Annotated in this window: 23 protein-coding genes; 14 read left to right on the forward strand and 9 right to left on the reverse strand. The window is 71.5% G+C overall.

Going from position 1 to position 23,863, the window contains the following annotated elements; all coding sequences use genetic code 11:
- Positions 1 to 77 precede the first annotated feature (77 nt).
- From hrpA to ACIWQI_RS01420, 10 genes are all read left to right on the forward strand, one after another.
- Complete coding sequence (gene hrpA, locus ACIWQI_RS01375) at positions 78 to 4,013, forward strand: ATP-dependent RNA helicase HrpA (protein WP_396655265.1); 3,936 nt, start codon at positions 78 to 80, stop codon at positions 4,011 to 4,013.
- A gap of 215 nt (positions 4,014 to 4,228) precedes the next feature.
- Positions 4,229 to 5,416 carry an ROK family transcriptional regulator gene (locus ACIWQI_RS01380; RefSeq protein ID WP_396655266.1) on the forward strand — a complete coding sequence of 396 codons (1,188 nt, stop codon included), beginning with the start codon at positions 4,229 to 4,231 and terminating at the stop codon, positions 5,414 to 5,416.
- A gap of 2 nt (positions 5,417 to 5,418) precedes the next feature.
- Positions 5,419 to 6,489 carry a sugar ABC transporter substrate-binding protein gene (locus tag ACIWQI_RS01385; RefSeq protein ID WP_396655267.1) on the forward strand — a complete coding sequence of 357 codons (1,071 nt, stop codon included), beginning with the start codon at positions 5,419 to 5,421 and terminating at the stop codon, positions 6,487 to 6,489.
- 14 nt (positions 6,490 to 6,503) lie between these two features.
- On the forward strand, positions 6,504 to 7,388 hold the full coding sequence (locus ACIWQI_RS01390; protein WP_396655268.1) for an ATP-binding cassette domain-containing protein: 885 nt from the start codon (positions 6,504 to 6,506) through the stop codon (positions 7,386 to 7,388).
- On the forward strand, positions 7,385 to 8,581 hold the full coding sequence (locus tag ACIWQI_RS01395) for a sugar ABC transporter permease (protein WP_396655269.1): 1,197 nt from the start codon (positions 7,385 to 7,387) through the stop codon (positions 8,579 to 8,581). The genes ACIWQI_RS01390 and ACIWQI_RS01395 overlap by 4 nt, the downstream gene beginning before the upstream one ends.
- A 287-nt stretch (positions 8,582 to 8,868) precedes the next feature.
- A complete protein-coding gene (locus ACIWQI_RS01400) occupies positions 8,869 to 9,960 on the forward strand; it encodes a sugar ABC transporter substrate-binding protein (protein ID WP_396655270.1) in 1,092 nt (363 codons plus the stop codon).
- Positions 9,961 to 10,033: 73 nt separating this feature from the next.
- Entirely contained in the window at positions 10,034 to 10,819 is a 786-nt protein-coding gene (locus tag ACIWQI_RS01405; protein WP_396655271.1) for an ATP-binding cassette domain-containing protein, read from the forward strand.
- Positions 10,816 to 12,087, forward strand: a complete 1,272-nt coding sequence (locus ACIWQI_RS01410) for a sugar ABC transporter permease (protein ID WP_396655273.1) — start codon at positions 10,816 to 10,818, stop codon at positions 12,085 to 12,087. The genes ACIWQI_RS01405 and ACIWQI_RS01410 overlap by 4 nt, the downstream gene beginning before the upstream one ends.
- Position 12,088: 1 nt before the next feature.
- Positions 12,089 to 13,069: a Gfo/Idh/MocA family protein gene (locus tag ACIWQI_RS01415; RefSeq protein WP_396655274.1), complete on the forward strand. Its 981-nt coding sequence runs from the start codon at positions 12,089 to 12,091 to the stop codon at positions 13,067 to 13,069.
- Between the two features lie 19 nt (positions 13,070 to 13,088).
- Positions 13,089 to 14,378 carry a DUF4921 family protein gene (locus ACIWQI_RS01420; RefSeq protein ID WP_396655275.1) on the forward strand — a complete coding sequence of 430 codons (1,290 nt, stop codon included), beginning with the start codon at positions 13,089 to 13,091 and terminating at the stop codon, positions 14,376 to 14,378.
- Here ACIWQI_RS01420 and ACIWQI_RS01425 read toward each other — a convergent pair.
- The 6 genes from ACIWQI_RS01425 to ACIWQI_RS01450 all read right to left on the reverse strand — a co-directional run bounded on the left by ACIWQI_RS01425 (position 14,366) and on the right by ACIWQI_RS01450 (position 17,893).
- Positions 14,366 to 14,509, reverse strand: a complete 144-nt coding sequence (locus ACIWQI_RS01425) for a hypothetical protein (protein WP_396655276.1) — start codon at positions 14,507 to 14,509, stop codon at positions 14,366 to 14,368. The two genes, ACIWQI_RS01420 and ACIWQI_RS01425, sit on opposite strands and share 13 nt — an antisense overlap.
- Positions 14,510 to 14,545: 36 nt before the next feature.
- Positions 14,546 to 15,568: a 1-aminocyclopropane-1-carboxylate deaminase gene (locus ACIWQI_RS01430; RefSeq protein ID WP_396655277.1), complete on the reverse strand. Its 1,023-nt coding sequence runs from the start codon at positions 15,566 to 15,568 to the stop codon at positions 14,546 to 14,548.
- A 25-nt stretch (positions 15,569 to 15,593) separates the two neighbouring features.
- Positions 15,594 to 15,917, reverse strand: a complete 324-nt coding sequence (locus ACIWQI_RS01435; protein ID WP_396655278.1) for an ABC transporter permease — start codon at positions 15,915 to 15,917, stop codon at positions 15,594 to 15,596.
- Between the two features lie 401 nt (positions 15,918 to 16,318).
- The gene (locus tag ACIWQI_RS01440) at positions 16,319 to 17,002 is read right to left on the reverse strand and encodes an NAD-dependent deacylase (protein ID WP_396655279.1); all 684 of its coding nucleotides are present in this window, start codon (positions 17,000 to 17,002) and stop codon (positions 16,319 to 16,321) included.
- A gap of 16 nt (positions 17,003 to 17,018) precedes the next feature.
- Positions 17,019 to 17,264: a zf-HC2 domain-containing protein gene (locus ACIWQI_RS01445; RefSeq protein ID WP_396655280.1), complete on the reverse strand. Its 246-nt coding sequence runs from the start codon at positions 17,262 to 17,264 to the stop codon at positions 17,019 to 17,021.
- Positions 17,261 to 17,893, reverse strand: a complete 633-nt coding sequence (locus ACIWQI_RS01450) for a sigma-70 family RNA polymerase sigma factor (RefSeq protein ID WP_396655281.1) — start codon at positions 17,891 to 17,893, stop codon at positions 17,261 to 17,263. The genes ACIWQI_RS01445 and ACIWQI_RS01450 overlap by 4 nt, the downstream gene beginning before the upstream one ends.
- Before the next feature lie 171 nt (positions 17,894 to 18,064).
- Between ACIWQI_RS01450 and aroA the strand changes: the two genes are divergently transcribed.
- Genes aroA through bcp form a run of 3 tightly spaced genes read left to right on the forward strand, consistent with a single transcriptional unit; the run spans position 18,065 to position 20,945 of the window.
- Positions 18,065 to 19,393 carry a 3-phosphoshikimate 1-carboxyvinyltransferase gene (gene aroA, locus ACIWQI_RS01455; protein ID WP_396655282.1) on the forward strand — a complete coding sequence of 443 codons (1,329 nt, stop codon included), beginning with the start codon at positions 18,065 to 18,067 and terminating at the stop codon, positions 19,391 to 19,393.
- 18 nt (positions 19,394 to 19,411) lie between these two features.
- Positions 19,412 to 20,455, forward strand: coding sequence for a ribosome small subunit-dependent GTPase A (gene rsgA / locus ACIWQI_RS01460; protein WP_396655283.1), 1,044 nt, complete (start codon positions 19,412 to 19,414; stop codon positions 20,453 to 20,455).
- Positions 20,456 to 20,474: 19 nt separating this feature from the next.
- Positions 20,475 to 20,945 (forward strand): thioredoxin-dependent thiol peroxidase, encoded by a 471-nt coding sequence (gene bcp, locus ACIWQI_RS01465; RefSeq protein WP_396655284.1) that lies wholly within the window; start codon positions 20,475 to 20,477, stop codon positions 20,943 to 20,945.
- Here the strand turns inward: bcp and ACIWQI_RS01470 are convergent, their stop codons facing one another.
- Positions 20,946 to 21,365, reverse strand: a complete 420-nt coding sequence (locus ACIWQI_RS01470) for a histidine kinase (RefSeq protein ID WP_396655285.1) — start codon at positions 21,363 to 21,365, stop codon at positions 20,946 to 20,948.
- A 219-nt stretch (positions 21,366 to 21,584) separates the two neighbouring features.
- Here ACIWQI_RS01470 and ACIWQI_RS01475 point away from each other — a divergent pair, with 219 nt between their 5' ends.
- Positions 21,585 to 21,833, forward strand: coding sequence for a WhiB family transcriptional regulator (locus ACIWQI_RS01475; protein ID WP_396655286.1), 249 nt, complete (start codon positions 21,585 to 21,587; stop codon positions 21,831 to 21,833).
- Here the strand turns inward: ACIWQI_RS01475 and ACIWQI_RS01480 are convergent, their stop codons facing one another.
- Both ACIWQI_RS01480 and ACIWQI_RS01485 read right to left on the reverse strand, forming a co-directional pair.
- Entirely contained in the window at positions 21,834 to 23,330 is a 1,497-nt protein-coding gene (locus ACIWQI_RS01480; protein ID WP_396655287.1) for a sensor histidine kinase, read from the reverse strand.
- A 9-nt stretch (positions 23,331 to 23,339) separates the two neighbouring features.
- Positions 23,340 to 23,863 (reverse strand): MinD/ParA family protein (locus tag ACIWQI_RS01485; protein ID WP_396655288.1); only part of this gene is annotated, 524 nt, incomplete at its 5' end.

The raw sequence follows: 23,863 nt of genomic DNA on the forward strand, positions 1-23,863 counted from the left end.
GTATCACAAAGTTATTTGGCGCGTCAATACCTTTGCCGGCGCCTCCGCCCCGGCCGCGACTCGTACGATGGAGGGCTATGTCCGCGCCTGATCCCGTCATCACCTACCCGCCGGAGCTGCCCGTCAGCGCGGCCCGGGACGAGATCGCGCGGGCTGTCGCCGAGAACCAGGTCGTGGTGGTCGCCGGAGCCACCGGATCGGGCAAGACCACGCAGCTGCCCAAGATCCTCCTCGAGCTGGGCCGCACGCGCATCGCCCACACCCAGCCGCGGCGCATCGCCGCCCGCACGATCGCCGAGCGGATCGCCGAGGAGCTCCAGGTGCCGCTGGGATCTGCTGTCGGCTACAAGGTGCGCTTCACCGACAAGGTCTCGGCCGACACCGCGATCGCGCTGATGACGGACGGGATCCTGCTCAACGAGATCCACCGCGACCGGCTGCTGCGCCGCTACGACGCGATCATCATCGACGAGGCCCACGAACGGTCGCTGAACGTCGACTTCCTGCTGGGATACCTCACGCGCATCCTGCCCGAGCGCCCCCACCTGAAGGTGGTCATCACCTCCGCGACGATCGACCCGGAGAGCTTCGCGAAGCACTTCGACGCGCCGGTGGTGGAGGTGTCCGGGCGGACCCATCCCGTCGAGATCCGGTATCGCGAGCCGACGGCGGACGACGACGTGGACGGCATCCTGGCCGCGCTGCGCGAGCTGGATCGGGAACCGGCGGGCGATGTCCTGGTGTTCCTGCCCGGCGAGGCCGAGATCAGGGACGCGATGGATGCCGTCCGCGGCATGTACGCGAAGGATGCCGTTCCCACCGAGGTGCTTCCGCTGTACGGCCGCCTTTCGGCGGCCGAGCAGCACCGCGTCTTCGAGCGCCCCGCGACGGGGTCGGGGGCCGGCAGCCGGGTCCGCCGCAGGGTGATCCTCGCCACGAACGTCGCAGAGACGAGCCTGACCGTGCCGGGGATCCGGTACGTCGTCGACACGGGCACCGCCCGCATCTCGCGGTACAGCGCCCGCAGCAAGGTGCAGCGGCTGCCCATCGAGGCCATCTCGCAGGCGTCGGCCCAGCAGCGCTCGGGACGGGCCGGGCGCACCGCTGCCGGCATCGCCATCCGCCTCTACGCAGAGGAGGACTTCGACCGACGGCCCGAGTACACCGAGCCGGAGATCCTGCGCACGAGCCTGGCGTCGGTGATCCTGCAGATGCTCGCACTCGGCTTCGGCGACATCACCTCGTTCCCTTTCCTCACTCCCCCGGACTCCCGTGGCGTGCGCGCCGCGTTCGACCTGCTCGTCGAGCTCGGCTGCGTCTCGTCTCGCTCCCCCGGCGCCACGACCCGATGGGCGCTGACCGACCTCGGCCGCGAACTCGCCCGGCTGCCGATCGATCCGCGCTTCGCGCGCATGCTCGTCGAGGCTCGCCGCACGGGCGTGCTCCCCGAGGTCACGGCGATCGTCGCGGGCCTGTCGATCCAGGACGTGCGCGAGCGCCCCGAGGAGCAGCGGGAGCAGGCGGATGCCTCGCACGCGCGGTTCCGCGATCCGACCAGCGACTTCCTCAGCATCCTGAACCTCTGGAATCACCTCCAGGACAAGCAGCGGGAACTCGGCTCCAGCGCCTTCCGGCGGCTGTGCCGGTCGGAGTTCCTCAATTACGTGCGCGTCCGGGAATGGTTCGACGTGCACCGGCAGCTCTCTCGACTGGTCGTCGAGCGAGGCGCGCAGCGTCGCGACCGAGCGCGAGCCGCGCGCGACGCGGACGCGATCCACAAGGCGATCCTGTCCGGACTGCTCTCGCACATCGGGGTCCTCGACACCCGGTCGTCGAGCGAGACGCACAGACCAGACGCAGAGACCAGACGCAGGCGTGCCGCGGAGTACCTCGGCGCACGCGGGGCGCGATTCGCGATCTTCCCGGGCTCGGGGCTGCGCCGGAAGAACCCGCAGGCGGTCATGGCGGCCGAGCTGGTCGAGACCTCCCGCCTGTTCGCCCGCACGGTCGCTGCGATCGACCCCGCCTGGGCCGAGCCGCTCGCGGGCGAACTCGTCAAGCGCCGGCTCAGCGACCCGCACTGGTCGAAGGACGCCGGGGCCGCCGTCGCCGCCGAGAAGGTGACGCTGTTCGGGGTCGAGATCATTCCGCGACGCCGGGTGCAGCTGGCCCGCATCGACCGTCCGCTCGCGCGCGAGCTGTTCATCCGCCACGCCCTCGTCGAGGAGGAATGGCCCCTCGGCTCGCGGGTCCCGAGTCCGTCCAGCGGCGGGGACCGGGGACAGGACAAGCGCCTCACCGCCTTCGCCCGCCGCAACCACGAGCTGCGCCGCCGGCTCGAGAAGATCGAGGAGCGCGAGCGCCGCCGCGACATCCTGGCCGGCGACGAGACGATCTTCGCCTTCTACGACGGACGCATCCCGCACGACGTCTTCGACGTGCGCTCGTTCGAGGCCTGGTGGCGGGATGCCTCGTCGCGCACCCCGCGGCTGCTCGATCTGTCCGAGGCCGATCTGGCCGAGGGGGCGGCCGCCCGCGCGGACGACTTCCCGATGCGCTGGCGTCAGGGCGATCAGGTGCTCTCGCTGGCATACCGGTTCGAGCCGGGGGCGCCCGACGACGGCGTGACGGTCGTCGTGCCGCTCGCGCTCCTGGCGCAGCTGCGTCCGGACGGCTTCGACTGGCAGGTCCCCGGCTTCCGCGACGATCTCATCGCAGGGCTCATCCGCGCCCTGCCCAAGGCCATCCGGCGGCACGTCGTGCCCGCCGCCGACTGGGCGGCCAAGCTCGCCGCCGAGCTCGACGGCCAGGGTCCCGAGGCCCATCACGGGCTGCCCGCACAGAGCCTGCGCGAGGCGCTCGCCGGCCGCATCCAGCGCGTCGCGAACCAGCCGGTCTCGGCGGACGATTTCGACATGGAGAGAGTGCCCGGCCACCTGCGCATGTCGTTCCGCGCCGTCGATCAGCGCGGCAGAGCCGTCGGCTCCGACCGCGACCTCGCCGCGCTCCAGGAGCGCCTCGCCGGCCGCGCACGAGATGCCGTATCCCGTTCGCTGAGCGAGCACAGCGACCCGAAGCTCCCCACGCCGCGGCCGTTGAGCGAGCGAAGCGAGACGAAACGCCCCGTCCCGACCTCCTTCACCGAGCGCGCTGGCCTCACGACCTGGGATTTCCCCGATCTGCCCGAGCTCGTCGACACTCGCGTCGCCGGCGGTGTGGTCCGTGGCTACCCGGCGATCGTGGACGAGGGTGCGTCGGTGGCGCTGCGCATCGAGGCGACCGCCGAGGCCGCCGCGAAGGCGACCGCCGCGGGCATCCGCCGTCTGACCCTGCTGTCCACGCCGTCGCCGGCCGCCTACGTGCTCGAGCACCTGACCGCGGCCGAGAAGCTCGCTCTGGCGACGTCGCCGTACCAGAGCGCGAAGGCGCTCATCGAGGACGCCCGCGTCGCCGTCGCCGACGCGGTCATCGCCCGATCCGCACCCGGCGGCATCGTGCGCACCCGCGCCGGGTTCGAGCAGATCCGCGACGCCTTCGCCGCCGCCGTGGTGGACGCGCTGTTCGGCGCCGTGTCGCTCGCGGCCCGCATCCTCACCGCGGCGCGCGATGTCGAGCGGGCGCTCAAGCAGCAGACGAGCATGGCGCTGCTAGGTCCGCTCGCCGACCTGCGCCGGCAGCTGGCGGGGCTCCTGTTCCCCGGCTTCATCGCGCGGACCGGCCTGGTGCGGCTCGCGCACCTCCCCCGCTACCTGGAGGGCATGCGCGTGCGGCTGCAGGGCCTGGCCGACAGCGCCGGGCGTGACCGGGCCTGGCTGACCGAATACGAGCGCGCCGCCGCGGCGTACGCCGAGGCGGGCGGGCAGCTCCCGCTCCCGGCGGACGCGTCACCGGCGCTCACGCACGCCCGCTGGCTGCTCGAGGAGTACCGGATCAGCCTGTTCGCCCAGCGCCTGGGCACGGCCGAGCCGGTCTCGCTGCAGCGCGTCATGAAGGCGCTGGCAACCGACCGCTGACCCGCTCCGGCTCGTCACCCACGGCGACGGGCCGTCCCGCGGTGCTCGACCAGGCGCTCCACGAGCCCGGGAACAGCGCCGCGTCGATGCCGAGCTCGGCCAGCACGAGCGCGGTGTGCGCCGCGGTGACCCCCGATCCGCAGCACGCCGCGACCGGAAGCGGCTGCGGCCCCGCCGCAGGGCGCGCAGCCGGACGGGCCGGTACAGTGTGGTCTGTGGCACGCCGCCGAGTCCCGCCCGGATCGCAGGCCTCGCTCCGCGAGGCCAACCGGGTGCGCCTGGTCGAGGCGCTCAAGCGGCACGGCCGGCTCACCCAGGTCGAGCTCGCCGGGAGCACCGGACTGTCGCCGGCGACCGTGTCGAACATCGTCAAGGAGCTGACCGCGTCGGGCCTGCTGCACACGTCGTTCACCTCGCGCAGCGGCCGCCGCGCGACTCTGGTCTCGCTGGCCGGCAACCTGGGCCTGGTCGCCGGGGTGCACTTCAGCTCGCGGCAGCTGCGCATCGCGATCGCCGACGCCACCCGCACGGTGGTCGCCCAGACCTCGCTGCCCCTCCCCCTCGACCACCGCCACGACGCCGAGCTCGACCGGCTGAGCCTGCTGCTCGGGGACATGATGGAGTCCCTCGGCAGCTCGATCGGCGACCTGCTCGGCGTGGGACTGGCACTGCCGGCACCGATCGACCCGCACACCGGCATGGTCGCCACCCCCGACCTGCTGCGCGGTTGGGCCGGCGTCGACGTCGCCGAGAGCCTGTCCGCCCGCATCGGCCGCCCCGTGCACGTGGACAGCGAGGCGAACCTCGGCGGGCTCGCCGAGGCGCGGGAGGGCGCCGGGCGGGAGGCGGCGGCATCCGTCTACATCCGCGTCGGGCACACCATCGGCGCGGGCATCGTCGTCGGCGGCGACCTGTTCCGCGGCGTGAACGGGATGGCCGGTCAGGTCGGTCACGTCACCATCGACGAGAACGGCCCGATCTGCCGCTGCAGCAACCGCGGCTGTCTCGAGATGTACGCCGGCGGCCCCGCCCTGCTCTCGCTTTTCCCGCCCGAGGCGGGGATGCAGCGCCTCGGCGATCTCCTCCAGGCCGCCGAGGAGGGCGACGGCAGCTCCCGCCGCGTGATCGCCGATGCCGGCCGCCACCTCGGCATCGCCGCCGCCAGCCTGTGCAACCTCTTCGATCCCGAGCTGATCATCGTGGGCGGAGACCTCGCGCAGGCCGGCGAGATTCTCATCTCCCCCCTGCGCCACTCGCTCGAGCGCGCGGCACTTGCCGGACCCGGCGGCCTTCCCGAGATCGTCGCCGCATCGTTCGGCGAGTGGGCCGAGGCGCGCGGTGCGATCGCGATGGCGCTCGATCATGTGTCGGTGGGCGCCAGATCGCTGCCGAACACGGCCTGACCGTGGCCTCCCGCCGGCTGCTGCGACGTCTGGCCGCCCTCGCCGCCGCCCTCGCGCTCGCCCTGCCGCTGGCCGCCTGCGACGCCGGCACGGCGCATCAGGGGAGCATCGCGCTGCTTCTGCCCGATGCGAAGACGGCTCGCTACGAGACCTTCGACCGCCCCGTCTTCGAGGCCAGGGTCGCCGAGCTCGGCGACTACCGCGTGACCTACGCGAACGCCGACGGCGACGCGGCCAAGCAGCAGCAGCAGGCCGAGTCCGCCCTTGCGGCCGGAACCGATGTGCTCGTGCTCGATCCCGTCGACAGCAGGGCCGCCGCCACGATCGTCAGCCAGGCGAACGCGCAGGGCGTGCCGGTGATCGCCTACGACCGCATGGTCGAGGGCGGCCGGCTCGCCTACTACGTGTCCTTCGACAACGAGAAGGTGGGAACCCTGCAGGCGCAGGCGCTCGTGGCCGGAATGGATGCCGCGGGCCGCGGCGATGCGGGCATCCTCATGATCAACGGGTCGCCCACCGACAGCAACGCCGCGCAGTTCCGCGCCGGTGCGGAGCGCATCCTCGAAGACAGCGGGTTGCGCGTGCTCGCCCAGTACGACACCCCGGACTGGAGCCCGGACAAGGCCCAGGACTGGGCGGAAGGTCAGATCACGCGCTTCGGCGACGAGATCGCGGGCGTGTACGCCGCGAACGACGGGATCGCCGGCGGCGCCATCTCGGCGCTGAAGGCGGCCGATGTCACGCCCTGGCCGATCGTCACCGGTCAGGATGCCGAGCTGGCCGCCATCCAGCGCATCGTCACCGGGGACCAGTACATGACGGTGTACAAGGCCCTCACCCAGCAGGCCGAGCGCGCCGCCGACGTGGCCGTCGCCCTCGTGCGCGGCGAGGAGATCGCCGCCCCCATGCAGGTCGACGGCATCCCCGCCACCCTGCTGGACCCGGTCCCGGTCACCGTGCACGACATCCTCAACACGGTCGTCGCCGACGGGTTCTGGACGGTCGACGACATCTGCACCGCCGCGTACGAGTCCGCCTGCCGCGCGGCCGGGCTGCTCCCGCCCGCCGGGTGATCTACCCTCGACACATGCCCGCAGACCCAACGGCGACCGGCGCGCTGTCCACCCGCGCAGCACGCACGCGCGAGCGGGTGCTCACCATGCGCGGCATCGGGAAGCGCTTCGGCGCCGTCAAGGCACTCACCGACGTCGACTTCTGGGTCAACGAGGGCGAGGTCGTGGCATTGGTCGGCGACAACGGCGCAGGCAAGTCGACCCTCGTGAAGATCCTCGCCGGCGTGCATGCGCAGGACTCCGGCACGGTGGAGTTCGACGGCGAGCCGGTCGAGATCCCCACGCCCGCCGATGCGCAGGAGCTCGGCATCGCCACCGTCTTCCAGGATCTCGCGCTGTGCGACAACCTCGACGTCGTCGCCAACCTGTGGCTCGGGCGCGAGCTCGCGGCCACGGGAACTCTCGACGAGGTCGAGATGGAGCAGCGCACCTGGTCGCTGCTGCGGGAGCTGGCGGCGAAGATCCCGTCCGTGCGGCTGCCGGTGGCATCCCTGTCCGGCGGGCAGCGGCAGACCGTCGCGATCGCACGCTCCCTCGTGGGCGACCCGCGCGTGGTCATCCTCGACGAGCCGACGGCCGCGCTCGGCGTCGCCCAGACGGCCGAAGTGCTCAACCTCATCGAGCGCCTGCGCGAGCGCGGGCACGGCGTGATCCTGATCAGCCACAACATGGCCGATGTCATGGCCGTCGCCGACCGGGTCGTCGTGCTGCGGCTCGGCCGCAACAACGGCGTCTACAACGTCGCGGACGTCACCAGCGAGACCCTCATCGCCGCCATCACCGGAGCGACCGACCTCGCGCGCAGCGCAGCACCCCCGCCCGCCGCCCCGCCGGAGGACGAGCCCGCAGCGCCGATCATCCCGCTGACGCCGACCCGGCAGCGGGGCCCCGGCGCATGACCGGCGTCCAGGGCGTGCGCGACCGGGCCGAGCTGCTGGTCGCCCGCGTGCGCGGCGGAGACCTCGGCTCGCTTCCGGTCATCGTGGGCGTGATCGTCATCTGGACCGTCTTCCAGATCCTGAACCCCGTGTTCCTGTCGAGTACGAACCTGGTGAACCTGACGATGCAGTGCGCCGCGATCGGCACCATCGCGCTCGGGGTCGTGCTGGTCCTCCTCGTCGGCGAGATCGACCTCTCGGTCGGATCGGTGGCGGGGGTCGCCGCCGCCGTGCTCGCGGTCTCGTTCGTGCAGCTGCAGTGGAACGCCGTGCTCGCGGTGATCGCGGCGCTGGCGATCGGATGCCTCATCGGGCTGCTCTACGGATACCTGCTCACCCGCTTCGGGCTGCCGAGCTTCGTCGTCACCCTCGCGGGTCTGCTCGGCTTCCTCGGGCTGCAGCTGTGGGTGCTCGGCGAGACCGGCTCGATCAACCTGCCCTTCGACTCGTGGATCGTGCGCTTCGCACAGCAGATGTTCCTGCCCCCGTGGGCCTCCTATGCGCTGGCGGTGGTCGCGGCCGGGCTCTACGCCCTCTCGCGGCTGCGCCGCGCCCGCCAGCGCACCGCCGCGAGCCTGATCAGTCAGAGCTACGCCGAGATCGCCGTGCGCACTGCCGCGCTGCTGGCGTTCCTGCTCGTGGCGGCGTGGTACCTGAACCTCTCGCGCGGGGTCGGGGTCATGTTCCTGCTGTTCCTGCTGCTGGTGGTCGCCGCGAACTTCGCGCTCACGCGCACCCGCTGGGGCCGTGCGGTGTACGCGGTCGGCGGCTCGGTCGAGGCAGCCCGCCGGGCCGGCATCCGCGTGAACCGGATCTACCTGTCGGCATTCGCCGCCTGCTCCACCCTGGCCGCCCTGGGCGGCATCCTGCTGGCCGCACGCCTGGCCGCGGCCAATCAGAGCACCGGCGGCGGCGACACGAATCTCAACGCGATCGCGGCCGCCGTCATCGGCGGGGCGAGCCTGTTCGGCGGTCGCGGCACCGCGTATGCGGCGCTGCTGGGGGTCGTCGTGATCCAGTCGATCTCGTCGGGTCTGACCCTGCTGAACCTCGACTCGTCGGTGCGGTTCATGGTGACCGGCGCGGTGCTCGTGCTCGCCGTCATCGTGGACTCGCTGTCGCGCCGCACCCGCGCCGCGACGGGGCGCGCGTGAGCCCCTTCACCCGGTTCATGTGCGTTCACTGAGCGAACGCTGGTCCCAACCGGCAGGGACGATACTGGCCGCGTCACCCCCACGTGCCCCTCGAATCGATTCGAGATTGTGCAGAATGCTCAAGTTGTTTTCCTAAACATATTGCTTCTGTTCACGTCTTGCGCTCTTGCGCCGCCGTTGCCAAAGCGTTACGTTCAAGTCTTGACGCCATCGATCGGATGACGCAGACTCACACGAGTCAGGGGCGTCACCCGGGCAGCAGCTCCTTCAACGACGAAAGGATTGTGATGAAGAAGACCTCATTCATGGCCGTGGCAGCGCTTGCCGGCGCCGTCGCGCTCTCGCTGGCGGGGTGCGCCAGCGGCGGGGGCGGCACCCCCACCGAAAGCGGGGACGGCGGGGACGCGGCCGTCGGCCGCGCGTGCGTCATCCTCCCCGACTCGGCCTCGTCGAACCGCTGGGAGGACTTCGACCGGAAGTACCTGCAGGAGGGCCTGGAGGCCGCCGGCTTCGAGACCGACATCCAGAACGCGCAGGGCGACGTCCAGAAGTTCGCGACCATCGGCGACCAGATGCTCACCAAGGGCTGCGGCGTGATGCTCCTGGTCGACTACCAGGGCGCCGCCCCGGGCGTCGCCGAGAAGGCCAAGGCGGAGGGCATCCCGGTCATCGCCTACGACCGCCCGTTCACCGGCGCCGACTACTACGTGTCGTTCGACAACGTGAAGGTCGGCGAGCTGGAGGGCCAGATGGTCGTCGACGGACTCGAGGCGCTCGGCAAGGACCCGGCCACCGCGGTCGTCGTGTACATGGGCGGCGACCCCACCGACGGCAACGCCGCGATGTTCAAGGAGGGCGCCGTCTCGGTGATGGAGGCCGCGGGCATCACCCCGGCCGCCGAGCCCCCGGGCGTGTGGGACCAGGCCAAGTCGGCCACCAACTTCGAGCAGGCGCTGACCTCGCTGGGCGGCCAGGTGGACGCGGTGTGGTCGGCGAACGACGCCAACGCCGCGGGTGTCATCAGCATCCTGATGAAGAACAACCTGCGCGACGTGCCGATCTCCGGGCAGGACGCCCAGCTGGGCGCGCTGCAGTACATCCTCACCGGCTGGCAGACCGGCACCGTGTGGAAGCCGGTCAAGCTCGAGGCGGACGCCGCGGTCGCGACGGCCATCGCCCTGCTCAACGGTGAGACCCCCGCCGCCGACCAGGAGCTCGAGGACGGCACGCCGTACATCGCGGTCACCCCGAACTCGGTCGGACCGGAGCAGGTCAAGGACGTCGTCGCCGCCGGCGACGCCGACGCCGCAGAACTGTGCACCGGCGACGTGGACGGCGTCTCGCTCGCCGACGCGTGCGCGGAGTACGGCGTACAGTAAGCCCCGTCGACGGGGGCGTCGCGTCCGAGACGCGGCGCCCCCGTCGCGCATCCGCCACGCAAGGAAGCCAGGCATGCCAGATCCCATCATCGAACTCGTGGGTGTGAAGAAGTCCTTCGGCCCCGTCAGCGTCCTCAAGGGTGTCGACCTCACAGTCCGCCCCGGCAAGGTCACCGCCCTCGTCGGCGACAACGGCGCCGGAAAGTCCACCCTCATCAAGGGCCTCGCCGGCGTGCAGCCGTACGACGCGGGCCAGGTGCTCATCGACGGCGAGCACCGTGACCTGCACAACCCCCGCGTCGCCGCGGCGCTGGGCATCGAGGTCGTCTACCAGGACCTCGCGCTGTGCGACAACCTCGACATCGTGCAGAACATGTTCCTCGGCCGCGAGGAGATGTCCACCGGCACCTTCGACGAAGGCGTCATGGAGAAGGAGGCGTCCGACACCCTGCGGTCGCTGTCCGTGCGCACCATGAAGTCGGTGCGGCAGAAGGTCTCGAGTCTGTCCGGCGGCCAGCGCCAGACGGTCGCCATCGCCCGGGCCGCGCTGAAGAAGGCCCGCGTCGTGATCCTCGACGAGCCGACGGCGGCCCTGGGCGTCGCGCAGACCGAGCAGGTGCTGAATCTGGTGCGCCGGCTCGCCGACTCCGGTGTGGCCGTGATCCTCATCAGCCACAACCTGGTCGACGTGTTCGAGGTGGCCGACGACATCGCCGTGCTCTACCTCGGCCAGATGGTGGCGCAGCTGCCCGCTGCAGAGACCACCCGGGACGACGTGGTCGGCTACATCACCGGGACCAAGACCCAGGGCGTCGAGCTACTCGAGACGGCCGACATCAAGACCGGAGGTGCCGAATGACCATCGACACGCGTACCGACGCCTCGCCGGACCCGATCGCCGACGACCTGATCGGCAGCGGGGTCGAAGGCGGGCTCGGCGACCAGGTCCAGGCGTGGTGGCAGCGGGTCCGCGGCGGCGACATGGGGGCCCTCCCCGCGATCGGCGGCCTCGTCGCCCTGAGCATCCTGTTCACGGTGCTCAGCCCCTACTTCCTCACCGAGCGCAACTTCGCCAACCTGTTCAACCAGGCCGCCCCCCTCGTGATGCTCGGCATGGCCCTGGTGTTCGTGCTCCTGCTGGGCGAGATCGACCTGTCCGCCGGGGTCACCGGCGGGGTCGGAATGGCGATCTTCGTCGTGCTCGCATCCGTGTGGGCGGTGCCGTGGCCGATCGCCCTGCTCGCCGGGTTCGCCTTCGGCGTCGCCACCGGCGCGCTGATCGGGTTCTTCGTGGCGCGCATCGGCATCCCGTCCTTCGTGGTCACGCTGGGCCTGTTCCTGGGCTTCCAGGGGCTCGCCCTGATCGTGATCGGCGAGGGCGGCATCTACCGGCTGCAGGTGCCCGAGCTGCTCGCCCTGCAGAACCGCAACCTGCCGGTGTGGGGCGGATGGGTGATGCTCGCGATCATGCTCGCGGTGTCGGCCGCGACCTCGTTCTGGGACCGGTCGCGGCGCACCCGGGCCGGCGTGCCCAACCGCGCGATCTCGCTGGTGTGGATCAAGCTCGCGGTCATCGCCGTCGTCGGCGGCGTCGTCGTCTACTTCCTCAACCTCGACCGCAGTTCGTCCGTGAACCCCGTCCAGGGGGTTCCGATCATCGTCCCGGTGACGCTCGTGATCCTGTGGGCGGGGACCTTCGTCCTCGACCGCACGAAGTTCGGCCGCTACCTCTACGCCATCGGCGGCAATGCGGAGGCCGCGCGGCGCGCCGGAATCAAGGTGCGCTGGGTCAAGTGGTGGGCGTTCGTGATCTGCTCGACCCTCGCGGTGGTCTCGGCGCTGTTCAGCGTCACGCGCGTGTCGTCGGTGGACGCGACCGTGGGTCGCGACATCGTGCTCAGCGGAGTGGCGGCGGCCGTGGTCGGCGGTGTCAGCCTGTTCGGCGGCCGCGGGCGTCTCGTGCATGCGGCGATCGGGGCGCTCGTGATCGCGATGATCACCAACGGCCTCGGCCTGCTGGGCCTGCCGGCGGGCATCAACCTGCTCGTCACCGGCGGTGTGCTGATCCTCGCCGCGACCGTCGACGCGCTGTCGCGGCTGCGCGCCGGCGGCGAGATGCGGGTATAGCGTGGCGGGCCTGCGCTGGGGCATCCTCGCCACGGGCGGCATCGCCCACGCCTTCGCCCGCGACCTGCGCACAGCAGGTCTCGATCTGGTCGCGGTGGGCTCGCGCGGGAAGCCGCGCGCAGACGCGTTCGCCGCCGAGTTCGAGATCCCCCGGGCACACGCGTCCTACGAGGCTCTCGTCGCCGATCCCGACGTCGACATCGTCTACGTGTCGACTCCGCACCCGATGCACGCGGGCAACGCGGTGCTCGCGCTGGAGGCGGGCAAGCACGTCCTCGTCGAGAAGCCGTTCGCCCTCAACGCCGCCGAAGCGGCGCAGGTCCGCGACCTCGCGGCCGCACGGGGTCTGCTGGCGATGGAGGCGATGTGGACGCGGTACCTGCCGCACATGGTGCGCATCCGCGAGCTGCTCGCCGGACGCGTGCTGGGCGAGGTGCGGGACCTATTCGCCGACCACACCCAGCGCCTGCCCGCCGACCCGGCGCACCGGCTCAACGCGCTCGAGCTGGGCGGCGGAGCCCTGCTGGATCTCGGGATCTATCCGATCTCGTTCGCGTGGGACGTGCTGGGGCCGCCGGTCGAGCTCTCCGCGCGGGCCCGGTTCGCCGAGACCGGCGCCGACACGGACGTGGCGACGATCCTCACCCACGCCGCAGGAGCGGTCTCGTCGCTGATCTCCGGGTCTCGCGCAGCGGGGCCGAACACGGCGCACATCGTCGGCACCGAGGCACGCATCGACATCGACCGGGTCTGGTACACGCCGACGTCCTTCCGGGTGGTCGGCGCGGACGGGTCCGTCCTCGAGGAGTACGCGTCGCGCGTGGAGGGCAGGGGCATGCAGTTCCAGGCGATGGCCGCCGAGCGGCTGGTCGCCGAAGGGCGGCTCGGCGGCGACATCCTCCCCATCGACGAGACGGTCGCGATCATGGGGACGCTCGATGAGATCCGCCGCCTCATCGGACTGCGCTATCCCGGGGAATGAGCGTGAATAAGGTGGTGGCATGACCGCGTCGCCATCCCTGACCAGGCTGCCCGACGGCACGGTCAAGCAGCGCGGCCCGCTGACCGGCACCGAGGTGTGGACCGTGCCCGGGCGCGCGCACCGGCCGCTGGCCGCCCCGCGCGAGCAGCGTCGGCGTCTGGAGGCGGGCGAGGGCCGGCGTCTGTGCGCCTTCTGCCAGGACCGGTATCTGGAGACGACCCCCGAGAAGGCGCGCCTCGTGCGCGGCGCCGACGGCGGGCTGCACAAGCTCGAGCACCTGCGCGCCGACGATCTGTTCGACACGGTCGCCGAGTTCCGCCGCTTCGGCAACCTGTTCGAGATCGTCTCGGCCGAGTACTGGCGCGAGAACTACGGCTTCCGTCAGCCGGCCGAGGTCGTCCGCCGCGCGGACGAGTACCTCTCGACGCCGCTCGGCCGCGAGCACGCCGCCCGGCTGGTGGAGATCCGGGACGCGGCATCCGGGATCCCCACCGACCTCGAGGCCGGCGCGCTCGACCTCGTCGGCGGCTCGCACGACGTCGTCGTCGCACGCCGCCACGTGCGCGACGACGCCGAATGGGACGACGAGCTGGTCTCCGCCGGCACCCTCACCGCCGACGAGCACGGCGAGTATCTCGCCTTCACGGTCGATGCGCTCACTGCGATCGCGGCGGCGCAGCCCCACGCGAAGTACGTGGCGGTGTTCCAGAACTGGCTGCGGCCGGCGGGCGCCTCGTTCGAGCACCTGCACAAGCAGCTCGTCGCGATCGACGAGTTCGGGCCGCAGGTCTCGCGCGAGATCGGCATGCTCACCGGCGACCGGCAGCTGTACCAGCGCGAGATCGCCGACATGTCGGTGCGCGAGGGACTCTTCGTCGCGGCCAACGACCACGCCGTCGCCTTCGCCGGCGTGGGGCACCGCTACCCGGCCTTCGAGGTGTACTCGCGCTCGAGCGCGCACCTTCCTCAGGCGCACGCGCCAGAGGAGGTGCGCGGCGTCTCCGACGTGCTGCACGCGCTGCACGCGGCCACCGGCATCCACGTCCCCACCAACGAGGAATGGCACTACCGGCCGGCGGGCGTCATGGCGCCGATGCCGTGGCGCATCGTGCTGAAGTGGCGCGTCTCCAACCCCGCGGGATTCGAGGGCGGCACGAAGATCCACGTCAACACCATCGACCCGTGGACGCTGCGCGACCGCGCCGTGGAGAGTCTGCACGAGCTGCGGGAGGCCGGCCGCGTCTCCGCGGGGCTGCGCATCGGCGACGAGCGCACGTCGCGCGATGCGCGCCTGCGCTACGCCGAGTGACCGGTCAGGTCGCTGTTCTCGAACGCGTCGATGATCTCCTGATCGGTCTCATCGAAGTCGTCGGAGATCCGGATCTGACCCTTGAGCGTGCCCAGCTGCCTTGTGGGCTTCGACGGCTCTTCGATGGGCATGTGCGACCCAGACTACCTGCCGGCCTGCCACGGCGGTCAGTGATACCGGCCGCTGTACGCGTTGATGGCCGGCTGGCCGCCCAGGTGTGCGAACAGCACGTTCGCGTCGCTCGGGATCTCCCCGGTCGAGACGAGGTCGATGAGCCCCGCCATCGACTTGCCCTCGTAGACGGGGTCGAGGATGACGCCCTCCAGCCGCCCGATGAGGTGGATCGCCTCGTCGGTGGATGCCACGGGGATGCCGTACTCGTCCCCGGCCCACCCCTCGAGCACCGTGATCTCGTCGTCGCGCAGGTCGCGTCCGACCCCGATCATCTCGGCCGTGCGCCGGGCGATGCGCGCGACCTGGGCGCGCGTCTCGTCCAAGGTCGCCGACGCGTCGATGCCGAGCACCCGGCGGGGCCGGTCGCCGAAGTTCTCCTGCAGGTCGGCGAAGCCCGCGATCATGCCGGCGTGCGTCGAGCCGGTCACCGTGCACACCACGACCGTGTCGAAGAAGACGCCGAGCTGCTCCTCCTGCGCGCGCACCTCGTGCGCCCAGTTCGCGAACCCCAGGCCGCCCAGCGGGTGGTCGGAGGCGCCGGCGGGGATCGCATACGGCGTGCCTCCCGCGGCCTCCACGTCGGCGATCGCCTCGCGCCAGGAGTCCTTGATCCCGATGCCGAAGCCGGCCGGCGACAGCCGGACATCGGCGCCCATGAGGCGCGACAGCAGGATGTTGCCGACGCGGTCGTTCACCGCATCCGGCCAGTTCACCCAGTTCTCCTGCACGAGCACCGCCGCGAGCCCGAGGTGTGCCGCCACCGCGGCGACCTGGCGCGTGTGGTTTGACTGCACGCCGCCGATCGATACGAGCGTGTCGGCGCCGGACGCGAGAATGTCGGGGACGAGGTACTCGAGCTTGCGCACCTTGTTGCCGCCGAAGGCGAGCCCGCTGGACACGTCCTCGCGCTTGGCCCAGATCCGCGCACCGCCGAGGTGGTCGGACAGGCGGTTCAGCGGGTGGATCGGGCTCGGGCCGAAGGTGAGCGGGTGGCGGGGGAAATCGGCGAGGGTCATGGTGTCTCCTGGTCGTGGGCAGACATCAAGGTACCCGCAGGATGCGCACGGGGTCCATTCGCGCGGCGCGCACAGCGGGAGCGACAGATCCGGCGACGGCGGCGAGTACCATCAGCACTCCCACGCCCGCGGTGAAGCCTGCGCCGGGGAGCGACCCGGCCACCACGGCGTTGACGACCATCCCGGCGGCGATGCCGGCGAGCGCGCCCAGGACGCCGCAGAGTCCGGCATTGAGGAGGATCTGCAGCACGATCGTGCTGCGCGTGGCGCCCAGCGCACGCGCGCGGCCGATGTCTCGGGCCATGCCGGTGACCCGGCCGAACTGCACGGCGGCGATGAGGGCGGCCACGGCGAGGAGGAGGCCGCTGACGGTCAGGCGTGCGGTGCGTGCGAGCTCGGCGCTGGCCGGTCGGTCTCATCGTCGCCGGCCTGGGTGCGGGGGCATACTTCCTCCGTTCCCTCTGGTGGACACCCATCGCCGCACGATGGGGACTCATCCTTGCCATCGGCCTCCTGTTTGCCGCTGGAATCGCGCGATTCAGGTCTGTGGTGGGCATCCTCCTGATACCGCTCCGGCGTCCTGGTGGGACACAATCTTGGTGAGCGGATCACAGATGGTGGGGTTCTACGGCCTGATCGGAATTGTCCTGGCATCGCTGATCGTGGACATTCGCCGGAGTAATCCTGCAGGGCTCTCGCCGCATCGCGGACGATCAACGATCACGGAGAAGGACGACTGATCGGTCGAGATCATACCGACAGCATCGCGTCGACCCAGGCGGGCACGACCATCGTCGCAGGTCCGGCGTGCACCTCGTCGAACGCCGCCGCGGACAGCTCGAGGTTCAGCTCCACGGTGCGCGCGCCGTAGGCGGCAGCGAGCGCGACGTACCCGGCCGCGGGATACACCTGCCCCGAGGTGCCGATCGCGGCGAACACGTCGCAGGCGACGACGGCGTCCTCGATCACGTCGAGCCCGTAGGGCAGCTCGCCGAACCAGACGACGTCGGGGCGCAGCATCCGCTCTCCGCACTCCGGGCACGGCGGGTGGTCCGCGAGGTCCGCACTCCACTCGACGCGCACCCCGCAGCCGAGACACCGCGCGCGGCGCAGCTCGCCGTGCATGTGGACGAGGCGGCGGGTTCCGGAGCGCTCGTGCAGGTCGTCGACGTTCTGCGTCACGACGAGCAGGTCGTCGCCGAGCTCGTCCTCCAGGCGGGCGAGCGCCCGATGGGCGGCGTTCGGGGAGACGGATGCCGCGGCTCGCCGCCGCGCGTCGTAGAACCGCTGCACGGTGTCGGGGTCGCGCTCGAACGCCTCGGGCGTGGCGACGTCCTCGATGCGGTGGCCCTCCCACAGCCCGTCCGGGCCGCGGAAGGTGGGCACGCCGCTTTCGGCCGAGATGCCCGCGCCGGTGAGGGCGACGACCCGCATGCCGTCAGCGCCCCGCTCAGCTGTGGGCGGCCTGGGCGGTGCGCAGCTGCGCGATCACCTGGTTGCGCAGCTGGTCGGGCGCGGTCTCCCGGCACGCGCGGGCGACGACCTCGGTGAGGGTCCTGGCCACCAGCGCCTCCTCGCGGCAGGCGGCGCAGTTGTCGAGGTGCTCCTTGATGTCCGCGTGCTCGGTGCTGCACATCTCCTTGCGGAGATACTCCTCCAGATCCTTCCTGGCTTTGTCGCAGCCGCAATCGCTCATTTCCCGCTCCTTGCCCGTCCCTGCGCAGGCGCGGCGATGATGCCGCGCTCCTGCGCGTACTCGGCGAGCGATTCACGAAGCATGCGCCTGCCACGGTGCAGGCGGCTCATGACCGTGCCGATGGGTGTCTTCATGATGTCGGCGATCTCCTGGTAGGCGAAGCCCTCGACGTCTGCGAGGTACACCGCCAGCCGGAAATCCTCCGGAATCGCCTGCAGCGCATCCTTCACGACGGATGCAGGCATGTGGTCGATCGCCTCGGCCTCGGCCGAGCGGCTGCTCGTCGCGGTCGTCGACTCCGCGCCGCCCAGCTGCCAGTCCTCGAGCTCGTCGATCGTGCCCTGGTACGGCTCACGCTGCTTCTTCCGATACGAGTTGATGTACGTGTTCGTCAGAATGCGGTAGAGCCACGCTTTGAGGTTGGTGCCCTGGGTGAAGGTCGCCCAGGACGCGAAGGCCTTCACGAAGGTCTCCTGCACGAGATCGGCCGCATCGGCCGGGTTGCGGGTCATCCGCATGGCCGCGCCGTACAGCTGATCCATGAACGGGAGCGCCTGCTCCTCGAACTGCGCCCGCGCACGGGCGGTGTCGTCGGCCTCTGCGGCGGACCCGGGTGCCTCGTCAGTCATCGCCGCCCAGTCTAGGGCCGCACCCTTCCCGGACGCGGTGCGGGTCCCGAACGCGGTGCGTGCGTGACGATGCCCGCCGAGCGGGCGCGCGGGGCGCTCCAGCAGAGCAGTCATCCTTCTCCTCTCGGCGTGCGGGCTCGTGTCCCAGGCGGTTCAGTAGGGTAGAACCCGATGACTGCCGACGGGTATTCCCACGCCACCGACTGGGCCGCTCCCACGGCGCGAGAGCCGCTGCGAGCGACCCTCACCGTGCCCGGATCCAAGTCACTCACCAACCGCGAGCTGATCCTGGCGGCCCTCGCGGACGGACCGGGGCGCCTGCGCGCCCCGCTGCGATCGGACGATTCCGACCGCATGGCCGAGGCGCTGCGCACTTTCGGCGTCGACGTCGCCACCGAGCCCAGCGAGGGCGAGTCCGACGACGACATCGTCGTCGTCCCGCCCGACGCCTTCCGGGGCGGCGTCACGATCGACTGCGGCCAGGCCGGCACCGTCATGCGCTTCATCGCACCGCTGGCCGGGCTCGCGGACGGCGACGTCGTGCTGACCGCCCACGACACCGCGCTGCACCGCCCGATGGGAGAGCTCATCAAGGCGCTGCGCGACCTCGGTGTCGACATCGACGACGGGGGCCACTGGGCCCTGCCGTTCACGGTGCGCGGGCACGGGCAGATCCGCGGCGGTGCGGTGCAGATCGACGCCTCCGCGTCGAGCCAGTTCGTCTCGGGCCTTCTGCTGGCAGCGCCCCGGTTCGACGTCGGGCTGCATCTGGTGCACACCGGGGAGCGTCTGCCGAGCCTCCCGCACATCGACATGACGATCGAGGCGCTGTCGCGCCGCGGCGTGCACGTGGAGCGCCCCGCTCCGAACGAGTGGGTGGTCGCCGCGGGACCGGTGCGGGCCAAGGACATCGCCGTCGAGCCCGATCTGTCCAACGCGGCGCCGTTCCTGGCCGCCGCGATGGTGGCCGGCGGCGCGGTCACGGTGACCGACTGGCCGGCGCACTCGACCCAGCCGGGGGCGATGCTCAGCGACATCCTCACGGTGATGGGGGCCCGGGTGAGCCGGCGCGGCGGAGCCCTGACGGTGACCGGCGGCGACCGCATCGTCGGCGTCGACCTCGACCTGTCGGCGGCGGGCGAGCTGACGCCCACGCTGGTGGGGCTTGCGGCGCTGGCCGACTCCCCCTCGACATTCCACGGCATCGGACACATCCGGCGTCACGAGACCGACCGCATCGCCGCGCTCGTGCAGGGGCTGCGCGGGCTCGGCGGCGAGGCCCACGGGCTGGCGGACGGCATCCGCATCGTCCCGCGGCCGCTGCACGGCGGTCTCTGGCGCGCGCACCACGACCACCGGATGGCGACCACCGGCGCGCTGATCGGGCTCGCCGTGGCCGATGTCCGGGTCGACGACATCGGCGCCACGGCGAAGACCCTCCCCCAGTTCACGACGCTGTGGGAGCGCATGATCGACGGAGCGTCGGATGCCGCGGCCTGACCGGAGGCGTCGGCGGCCGTGAGCTGGCTGGACGACCTCGACGACGACGAACCCGAGTTCGACGAGTCGTCGGTGCGCGTCCGCCCCAACCCCAAGGCCAACCGCCCCCGCACCAAGCGCCGACCCGCGCACGAGGACGCGCGGATCGCGCGCGTGCTGGGCGTGGACCGCGGCCGCTACACGGTCCTCGTCGACGAGGACGGGCCCGACGAGCATCTCGTCCTCGCGGTCCGGGCCCGGGAGCTGCGCCGCACCCCGATCGTCACCGGCGACCGTGTGAGAGTCGTGGGCGACACCAGCGGCGCCGAGGGCACCCTCGCCCGGATCGTCGGCGTCGAGGAGCGCACGTCGCTGCTGCGCCGCAGCGCGGACGACACCGACCAGGTGGAGCGGATCATCGTCGCCAACGCCGACCAGATGCTGATCGTCGTCGCCGCGGCCGACCCCGAGCCGCGGGAGCGCCTGGTCGACCGGTACCTGGTCGCCGCGCTGGATGCCGGCATCCGCCCGCTGCTGGTTGTCACCAAGACCGACCTGGCCGATCCGCAGCCGTTCCTGCGCCACTTCGAGGGGCTCGACCTCGCGGTGTTCACGAGCGCGAAGGGCGAGATGCCGCTGGAGCGTATCGGCGCCGCCCTGGCCGGGCACGCCACCGTGTTCGTCGGGCATTCCGGGGTGGGCAAGTCGACGCTCGTCAACGCGCTCGTGCCCGACGCGAACCGGGCGACCGGTCACGTCAACGTCGTGACCGGTCGCGGCCGCCACACCTCGAGTTCGACGGTGTCGCTGCGCTATGTGGGCGCTGCCGGCCGCGGCTGGGTCATCGACACGCCGGGGGTGCGCTCGTTCGGCCTCGGGCACGTCGACCGCGCGAACATCCTCAAAGCCTTCACCGACCTCGCCGAGATCGCCCAGGAGTGCCCGCGCGGCTGCACGCACCTGCCCGACGCGCCGGACTGCGCGATCGTCGAGGCGGTGGCCGAAGGTCGCCTGGGTCCCACCGGGGCGGGGCGCCTCGACTCCCTGCAGCGACTGCTGGCCACCTTCGCCGACCGCGCCTGATCGCTCGTAGGGTAGGGGTGTGACCCAGCTTCAGATCGGCGACACCGCCCCCGACTTCACGCTCGACGACCAGGACGGCGATCCCGTCTCGCTGCGCGACCTGCGCGGCCGGAAGGTCATCCTGTACTTCTACCCCGCGGCGATGACCCCGGGCTGCACGACCCAGGCCTGCGACTTCCGCGACAGCCTCGCCTCGCTCGAGGGCGCCGGATACGCCGTCCTCGGCGTCTCCCGCGACACCCCTGCCAAGCTCAAGCAGTTCGCCGAGCGCGACGGGATCACGTTCCCCCTGCTGAGCGACCCCGACCGCGCGGTCCACGAGGCATACGGGACCTGGGGCGAGAAGATGAACTACGGCAAGGTCGTCGAGGGGGTGCTGCGCTCGACGTTCGTCGTCGATGAGGACGGCACGATCGCGCAGGCGCTGTACAACGTCAAGGCGACCGGCCACGTCGCCCGTCTGCGCAAGCTCCTGGGCGTCGACGCCTGATCAGCCGCCGGCGGAGTCGCCCCGCGCCGAGCGACCTGCGGCGCGGCTGGCGAGGACCAGCAGCACGAGACCGACCACCGCCGGCGCGGCCAGCGCGAGCCCGATGAGCGGGTGGGCGTACTGCCCCGTCGCGGCGCCGATCGCGACCGCAAGGATCAGCAGCTGGGTGACGATGCCGCCGGAGCGGGCCCAGGAGCGCCCGCGCAGGATGCCGGCGGCGAAGGCGAGGACGATGACCGCCCCCACCCCCGTCAGCACCAGGAGCGCGATCGAGCTGATCGCCGAATCGGTGTCTCCGCTCAGGAGCGCGATCAGCTCCCAGCAGGCGAGCGCCGCGAGCCCGAGTGCCTCGGCCGCGACGATCAGACCGGCGGCAGCCGTCACCGCACGCGACGGCGCGCGTCGGGTCTGATCGGTCATGTGCGGATCCCCCTGGCGTTCGGCGAAGACACAGCGACTCCCGGCATTCATCAAGGGAAAACCCTTGATTCACCGGCGCGTACGTGAAAGTATTTCGGATGGCCGTGTGCTCCCACAGCGGCGTGGGGCGAGCGTTCTGCTCGCAACTCACAAAGGGTACCTGACTCGAACGGGTTCCCGGCACTCGCTGAATCCCTCATTCGATCAAGGAGCATCACCATGGACTGGCGCGACCGAGCCGCCTGCCTCACCGTCGACCCCGAGCTGTTCTTCCCGGTGGGCAACACGGGACCGGCCGTGGATCAGATCGAGAAGGCCAAGGCCGTCTGCGCCCGCTGCACCGTCACCGAGGTCTGCCTGCAGTACGCCCTCGAGACCAACCAGGACTCGGGCGTGTGGGGCGGCCTCTCCGAGGACGAGCGCCGCGCGCTCAAGCGCCGCGCCGCGCGGGCTCGCCGCGCCAGCTGATCAGGACCCGCTTGCGCGCTGGATGTACCGCAGCGGGATGTCGATGGTCACCTCGGTGCCGCTGCCCACAATCGTGTGCCAGTCGATCGTCCCGCCCAGTTCACCCTGGATGAGGGTGCGCACGATCTGCGTGCCCAGGCCCCGGCCGACCTGACCCTCCGGGAGACCCACCCCGCTGTCGCGGACCCGCACCGCGAGCCGGTCCTCGCTGCGGGACGCATCGATCTCGACGATCCCCTCCTTGCCCGCCAGACCATGCTCGACCGCGTTGGTGACCAGCTCGGTGAGGGCGAGGGCGAGCGGCGTGGCGTACTCGCTGGGCAGCGTCCCGAACCGGCCGGTCTTGTGCGTCTGCGCGCGGGTGCTCGGGGCGGCTGCGACCTCGGCGACGAGCTTGAGCACGCGGTCGAAGACCTCGTCGAAGTCGACGTTCTGGGCCAGTCCCTCCGACAGCGTGTCATGCACGACGGCGATCGCCGACACGCGCCGCATCGCCTGGGTGAGCGCCTCTCGCGCCTCGTCCGAGTGGGTGCGCCGCGCCTGGATGCGCAGCAGCGATGCGACCGTCTGCAAGTTGTTCTTGACGCGATGGTGGATCTCGCGGATCGTCGCGTCCTTGGTGATGAGCTCCTGCTCCTGGTGGCGGATCTCGGTGACGTCGCGGCACAGCACGATCGCGCCGATCCGCGTGCCGCGATCGCGCAGCGGAATCGCCCGCAGTGAGACCGCCACGCCGCGCGCCTCCATGTCGGTGCGCCACGGCGCCCGCCCGCTGGCGACCACCGGCAGCGTCTCGTCGAACTCCTGCTTGTCCGGGAGGATCCGGGTGATCACCTCGACCAGCGATTCCCCCTCGAGCTCGTCGTCGAACCCCATGCGCCCGAACGCCGACAGCGCATTGGGGCTCGCGAAGGTGACCATGCCGCCGACGTCGAGCCGGATCAGCCCGTCCGACGCCCGGGGCGCGCCGCGGCGCGGCGACGTCGGCGCGTCGAGGTCGGGGAACTCGGCCGATGCAACCATCTCGAACAGCTCGTCGGCGCAGGCGTTGAAGGTGATCTGCTGCCGGCTGGGCGTGCGCGTCTCGCCGAGGTTCGTGTGACGCGTCAGAACGCCGATCACCTGCGCCGGGTCCTCTGCGGTCGCCGCCGCCCGCACGATCGGCACGGCGCGGACCCTGGTCGGTGTCTCCTCGAACCAGTCCGGCGAGGCCGAGTCGACGATCCGCGCATCGCGGAACGCATCGCGGATCTGGGTGCGCCACTGCGGCCGCACCCGGTCGCCGACGATGTCGCGGTAGAAGAGGGTCGCCGCGCCGCTGGGACGGGTGTGCGCGACCGCGATGAACGAGTCGTCGGCGGTCGGAACCCAGACGACGATGTCGGCGAAAGCGAGGTCCGCGAGCAGCTGGCCGTCGCCGACGAGGCGGTGGAGCCACTCGACATCCGCCTCGCTCGCGCGACCCTGTGCGTAGACGAGGTCACTGAGGGTCGACACCCGTCCAGCCTAGGCCACGGTCTTGCGGCGACGAGCGCGGGCCTGGCGCCCGCGGCGCGCTGCAGTCGGGGCCGTCGGCTCCGTCGCCGCGGCGGGGACCATCGCCAGCGCCTCGGCCACCAGGCGCCGCACCGCGAGCGTGAGCGGCGAGCGCGCGGCGACCTCGGCGAGCGGTCGTGCCGACAGCAGCGCGGCATCGGTCGCGCGCCCGTCATGCGGCAGGAAGGTCACATCCGTGACGCCCGCGAAGCGATCGAGCGTGCGGCGGACCTGCCCGCGCGGATCGATGCCCAGCGCCCCCGGGCGCAGGCGGTTGGCCGCCACCACCATCGGCGTGGGGCCGATCGTCGCCCGCAGCTGCGCGCAGCCGCGCACGAAGCGGGACGCCCCCAGCGGATCGGCCGAGAGGACGGCGACGACGAGGTCGGCGCTGCGCAGCGCCGCAAGGGTGGCGGCATTGCGGCGCGGACCGTCGAGGTCGCTCACGATCTCCTCATCGCGCTCCAGTGATGCCGCGACATCCACCACGACGT

This window comes from Microbacterium sp., from assembly GCF_044508325.1.
Lineage (GTDB): Bacteria > Actinomycetota > Actinomycetes > Actinomycetales > Microbacteriaceae > Microbacterium.

Excerpts from the sequence above, each read along its gene's own strand:
- ACIWQI_RS01470 (WP_396655285.1), bottom strand. The coding sequence starts at position 21,365 with ATGACCGATCAGACCCGACGCGCGCCGTCGCGTGCGGTGACGGCTGCC.
- ACIWQI_RS01430 (WP_396655277.1), bottom strand. The coding sequence starts at position 15,568 with ATGACCCTCGCCGATTTCCCCCGCCACCCGCTCACCTTCGGCCCGAGC.
- ACIWQI_RS01440 (WP_396655279.1), bottom strand. The coding sequence starts at position 17,002 with ATGCGGGTCGTCGCCCTCACCGGCGCGGGCATCTCGGCCGAAAGCGGC.
- ACIWQI_RS01410 (WP_396655273.1), top strand. The coding sequence starts at position 10,816 with ATGACCATCGACACGCGTACCGACGCCTCGCCGGACCCGATCGCCGAC.
- ACIWQI_RS01475 (WP_396655286.1), top strand. The coding sequence starts at position 21,585 with ATGGACTGGCGCGACCGAGCCGCCTGCCTCACCGTCGACCCCGAGCTG.
- ACIWQI_RS01395 (WP_396655269.1), top strand. The coding sequence starts at position 7,385 with ATGACCGGCGTCCAGGGCGTGCGCGACCGGGCCGAGCTGCTGGTCGCC.
- hrpA (WP_396655265.1), top strand. The coding sequence starts at position 78 with ATGTCCGCGCCTGATCCCGTCATCACCTACCCGCCGGAGCTGCCCGTC.
- ACIWQI_RS01450 (WP_396655281.1), bottom strand. The coding sequence starts at position 17,893 with ATGACTGACGAGGCACCCGGGTCCGCCGCAGAGGCCGACGACACCGCC.
- ACIWQI_RS01400 (WP_396655270.1), top strand. The coding sequence starts at position 8,869 with ATGAAGAAGACCTCATTCATGGCCGTGGCAGCGCTTGCCGGCGCCGTC.
- ACIWQI_RS01405 (WP_396655271.1), top strand. The coding sequence starts at position 10,034 with ATGCCAGATCCCATCATCGAACTCGTGGGTGTGAAGAAGTCCTTCGGC.
- aroA (WP_396655282.1), top strand. The coding sequence starts at position 18,065 with ATGACTGCCGACGGGTATTCCCACGCCACCGACTGGGCCGCTCCCACG.
- ACIWQI_RS01390 (WP_396655268.1), top strand. The coding sequence starts at position 6,504 with ATGCCCGCAGACCCAACGGCGACCGGCGCGCTGTCCACCCGCGCAGCA.
- ACIWQI_RS01425 (WP_396655276.1), bottom strand. The coding sequence starts at position 14,509 with ATGCCCATCGAAGAGCCGTCGAAGCCCACAAGGCAGCTGGGCACGCTC.
- ACIWQI_RS01420 (WP_396655275.1), top strand. The coding sequence starts at position 13,089 with ATGACCGCGTCGCCATCCCTGACCAGGCTGCCCGACGGCACGGTCAAG.
- ACIWQI_RS01445 (WP_396655280.1), bottom strand. The coding sequence starts at position 17,264 with ATGAGCGATTGCGGCTGCGACAAAGCCAGGAAGGATCTGGAGGAGTAT.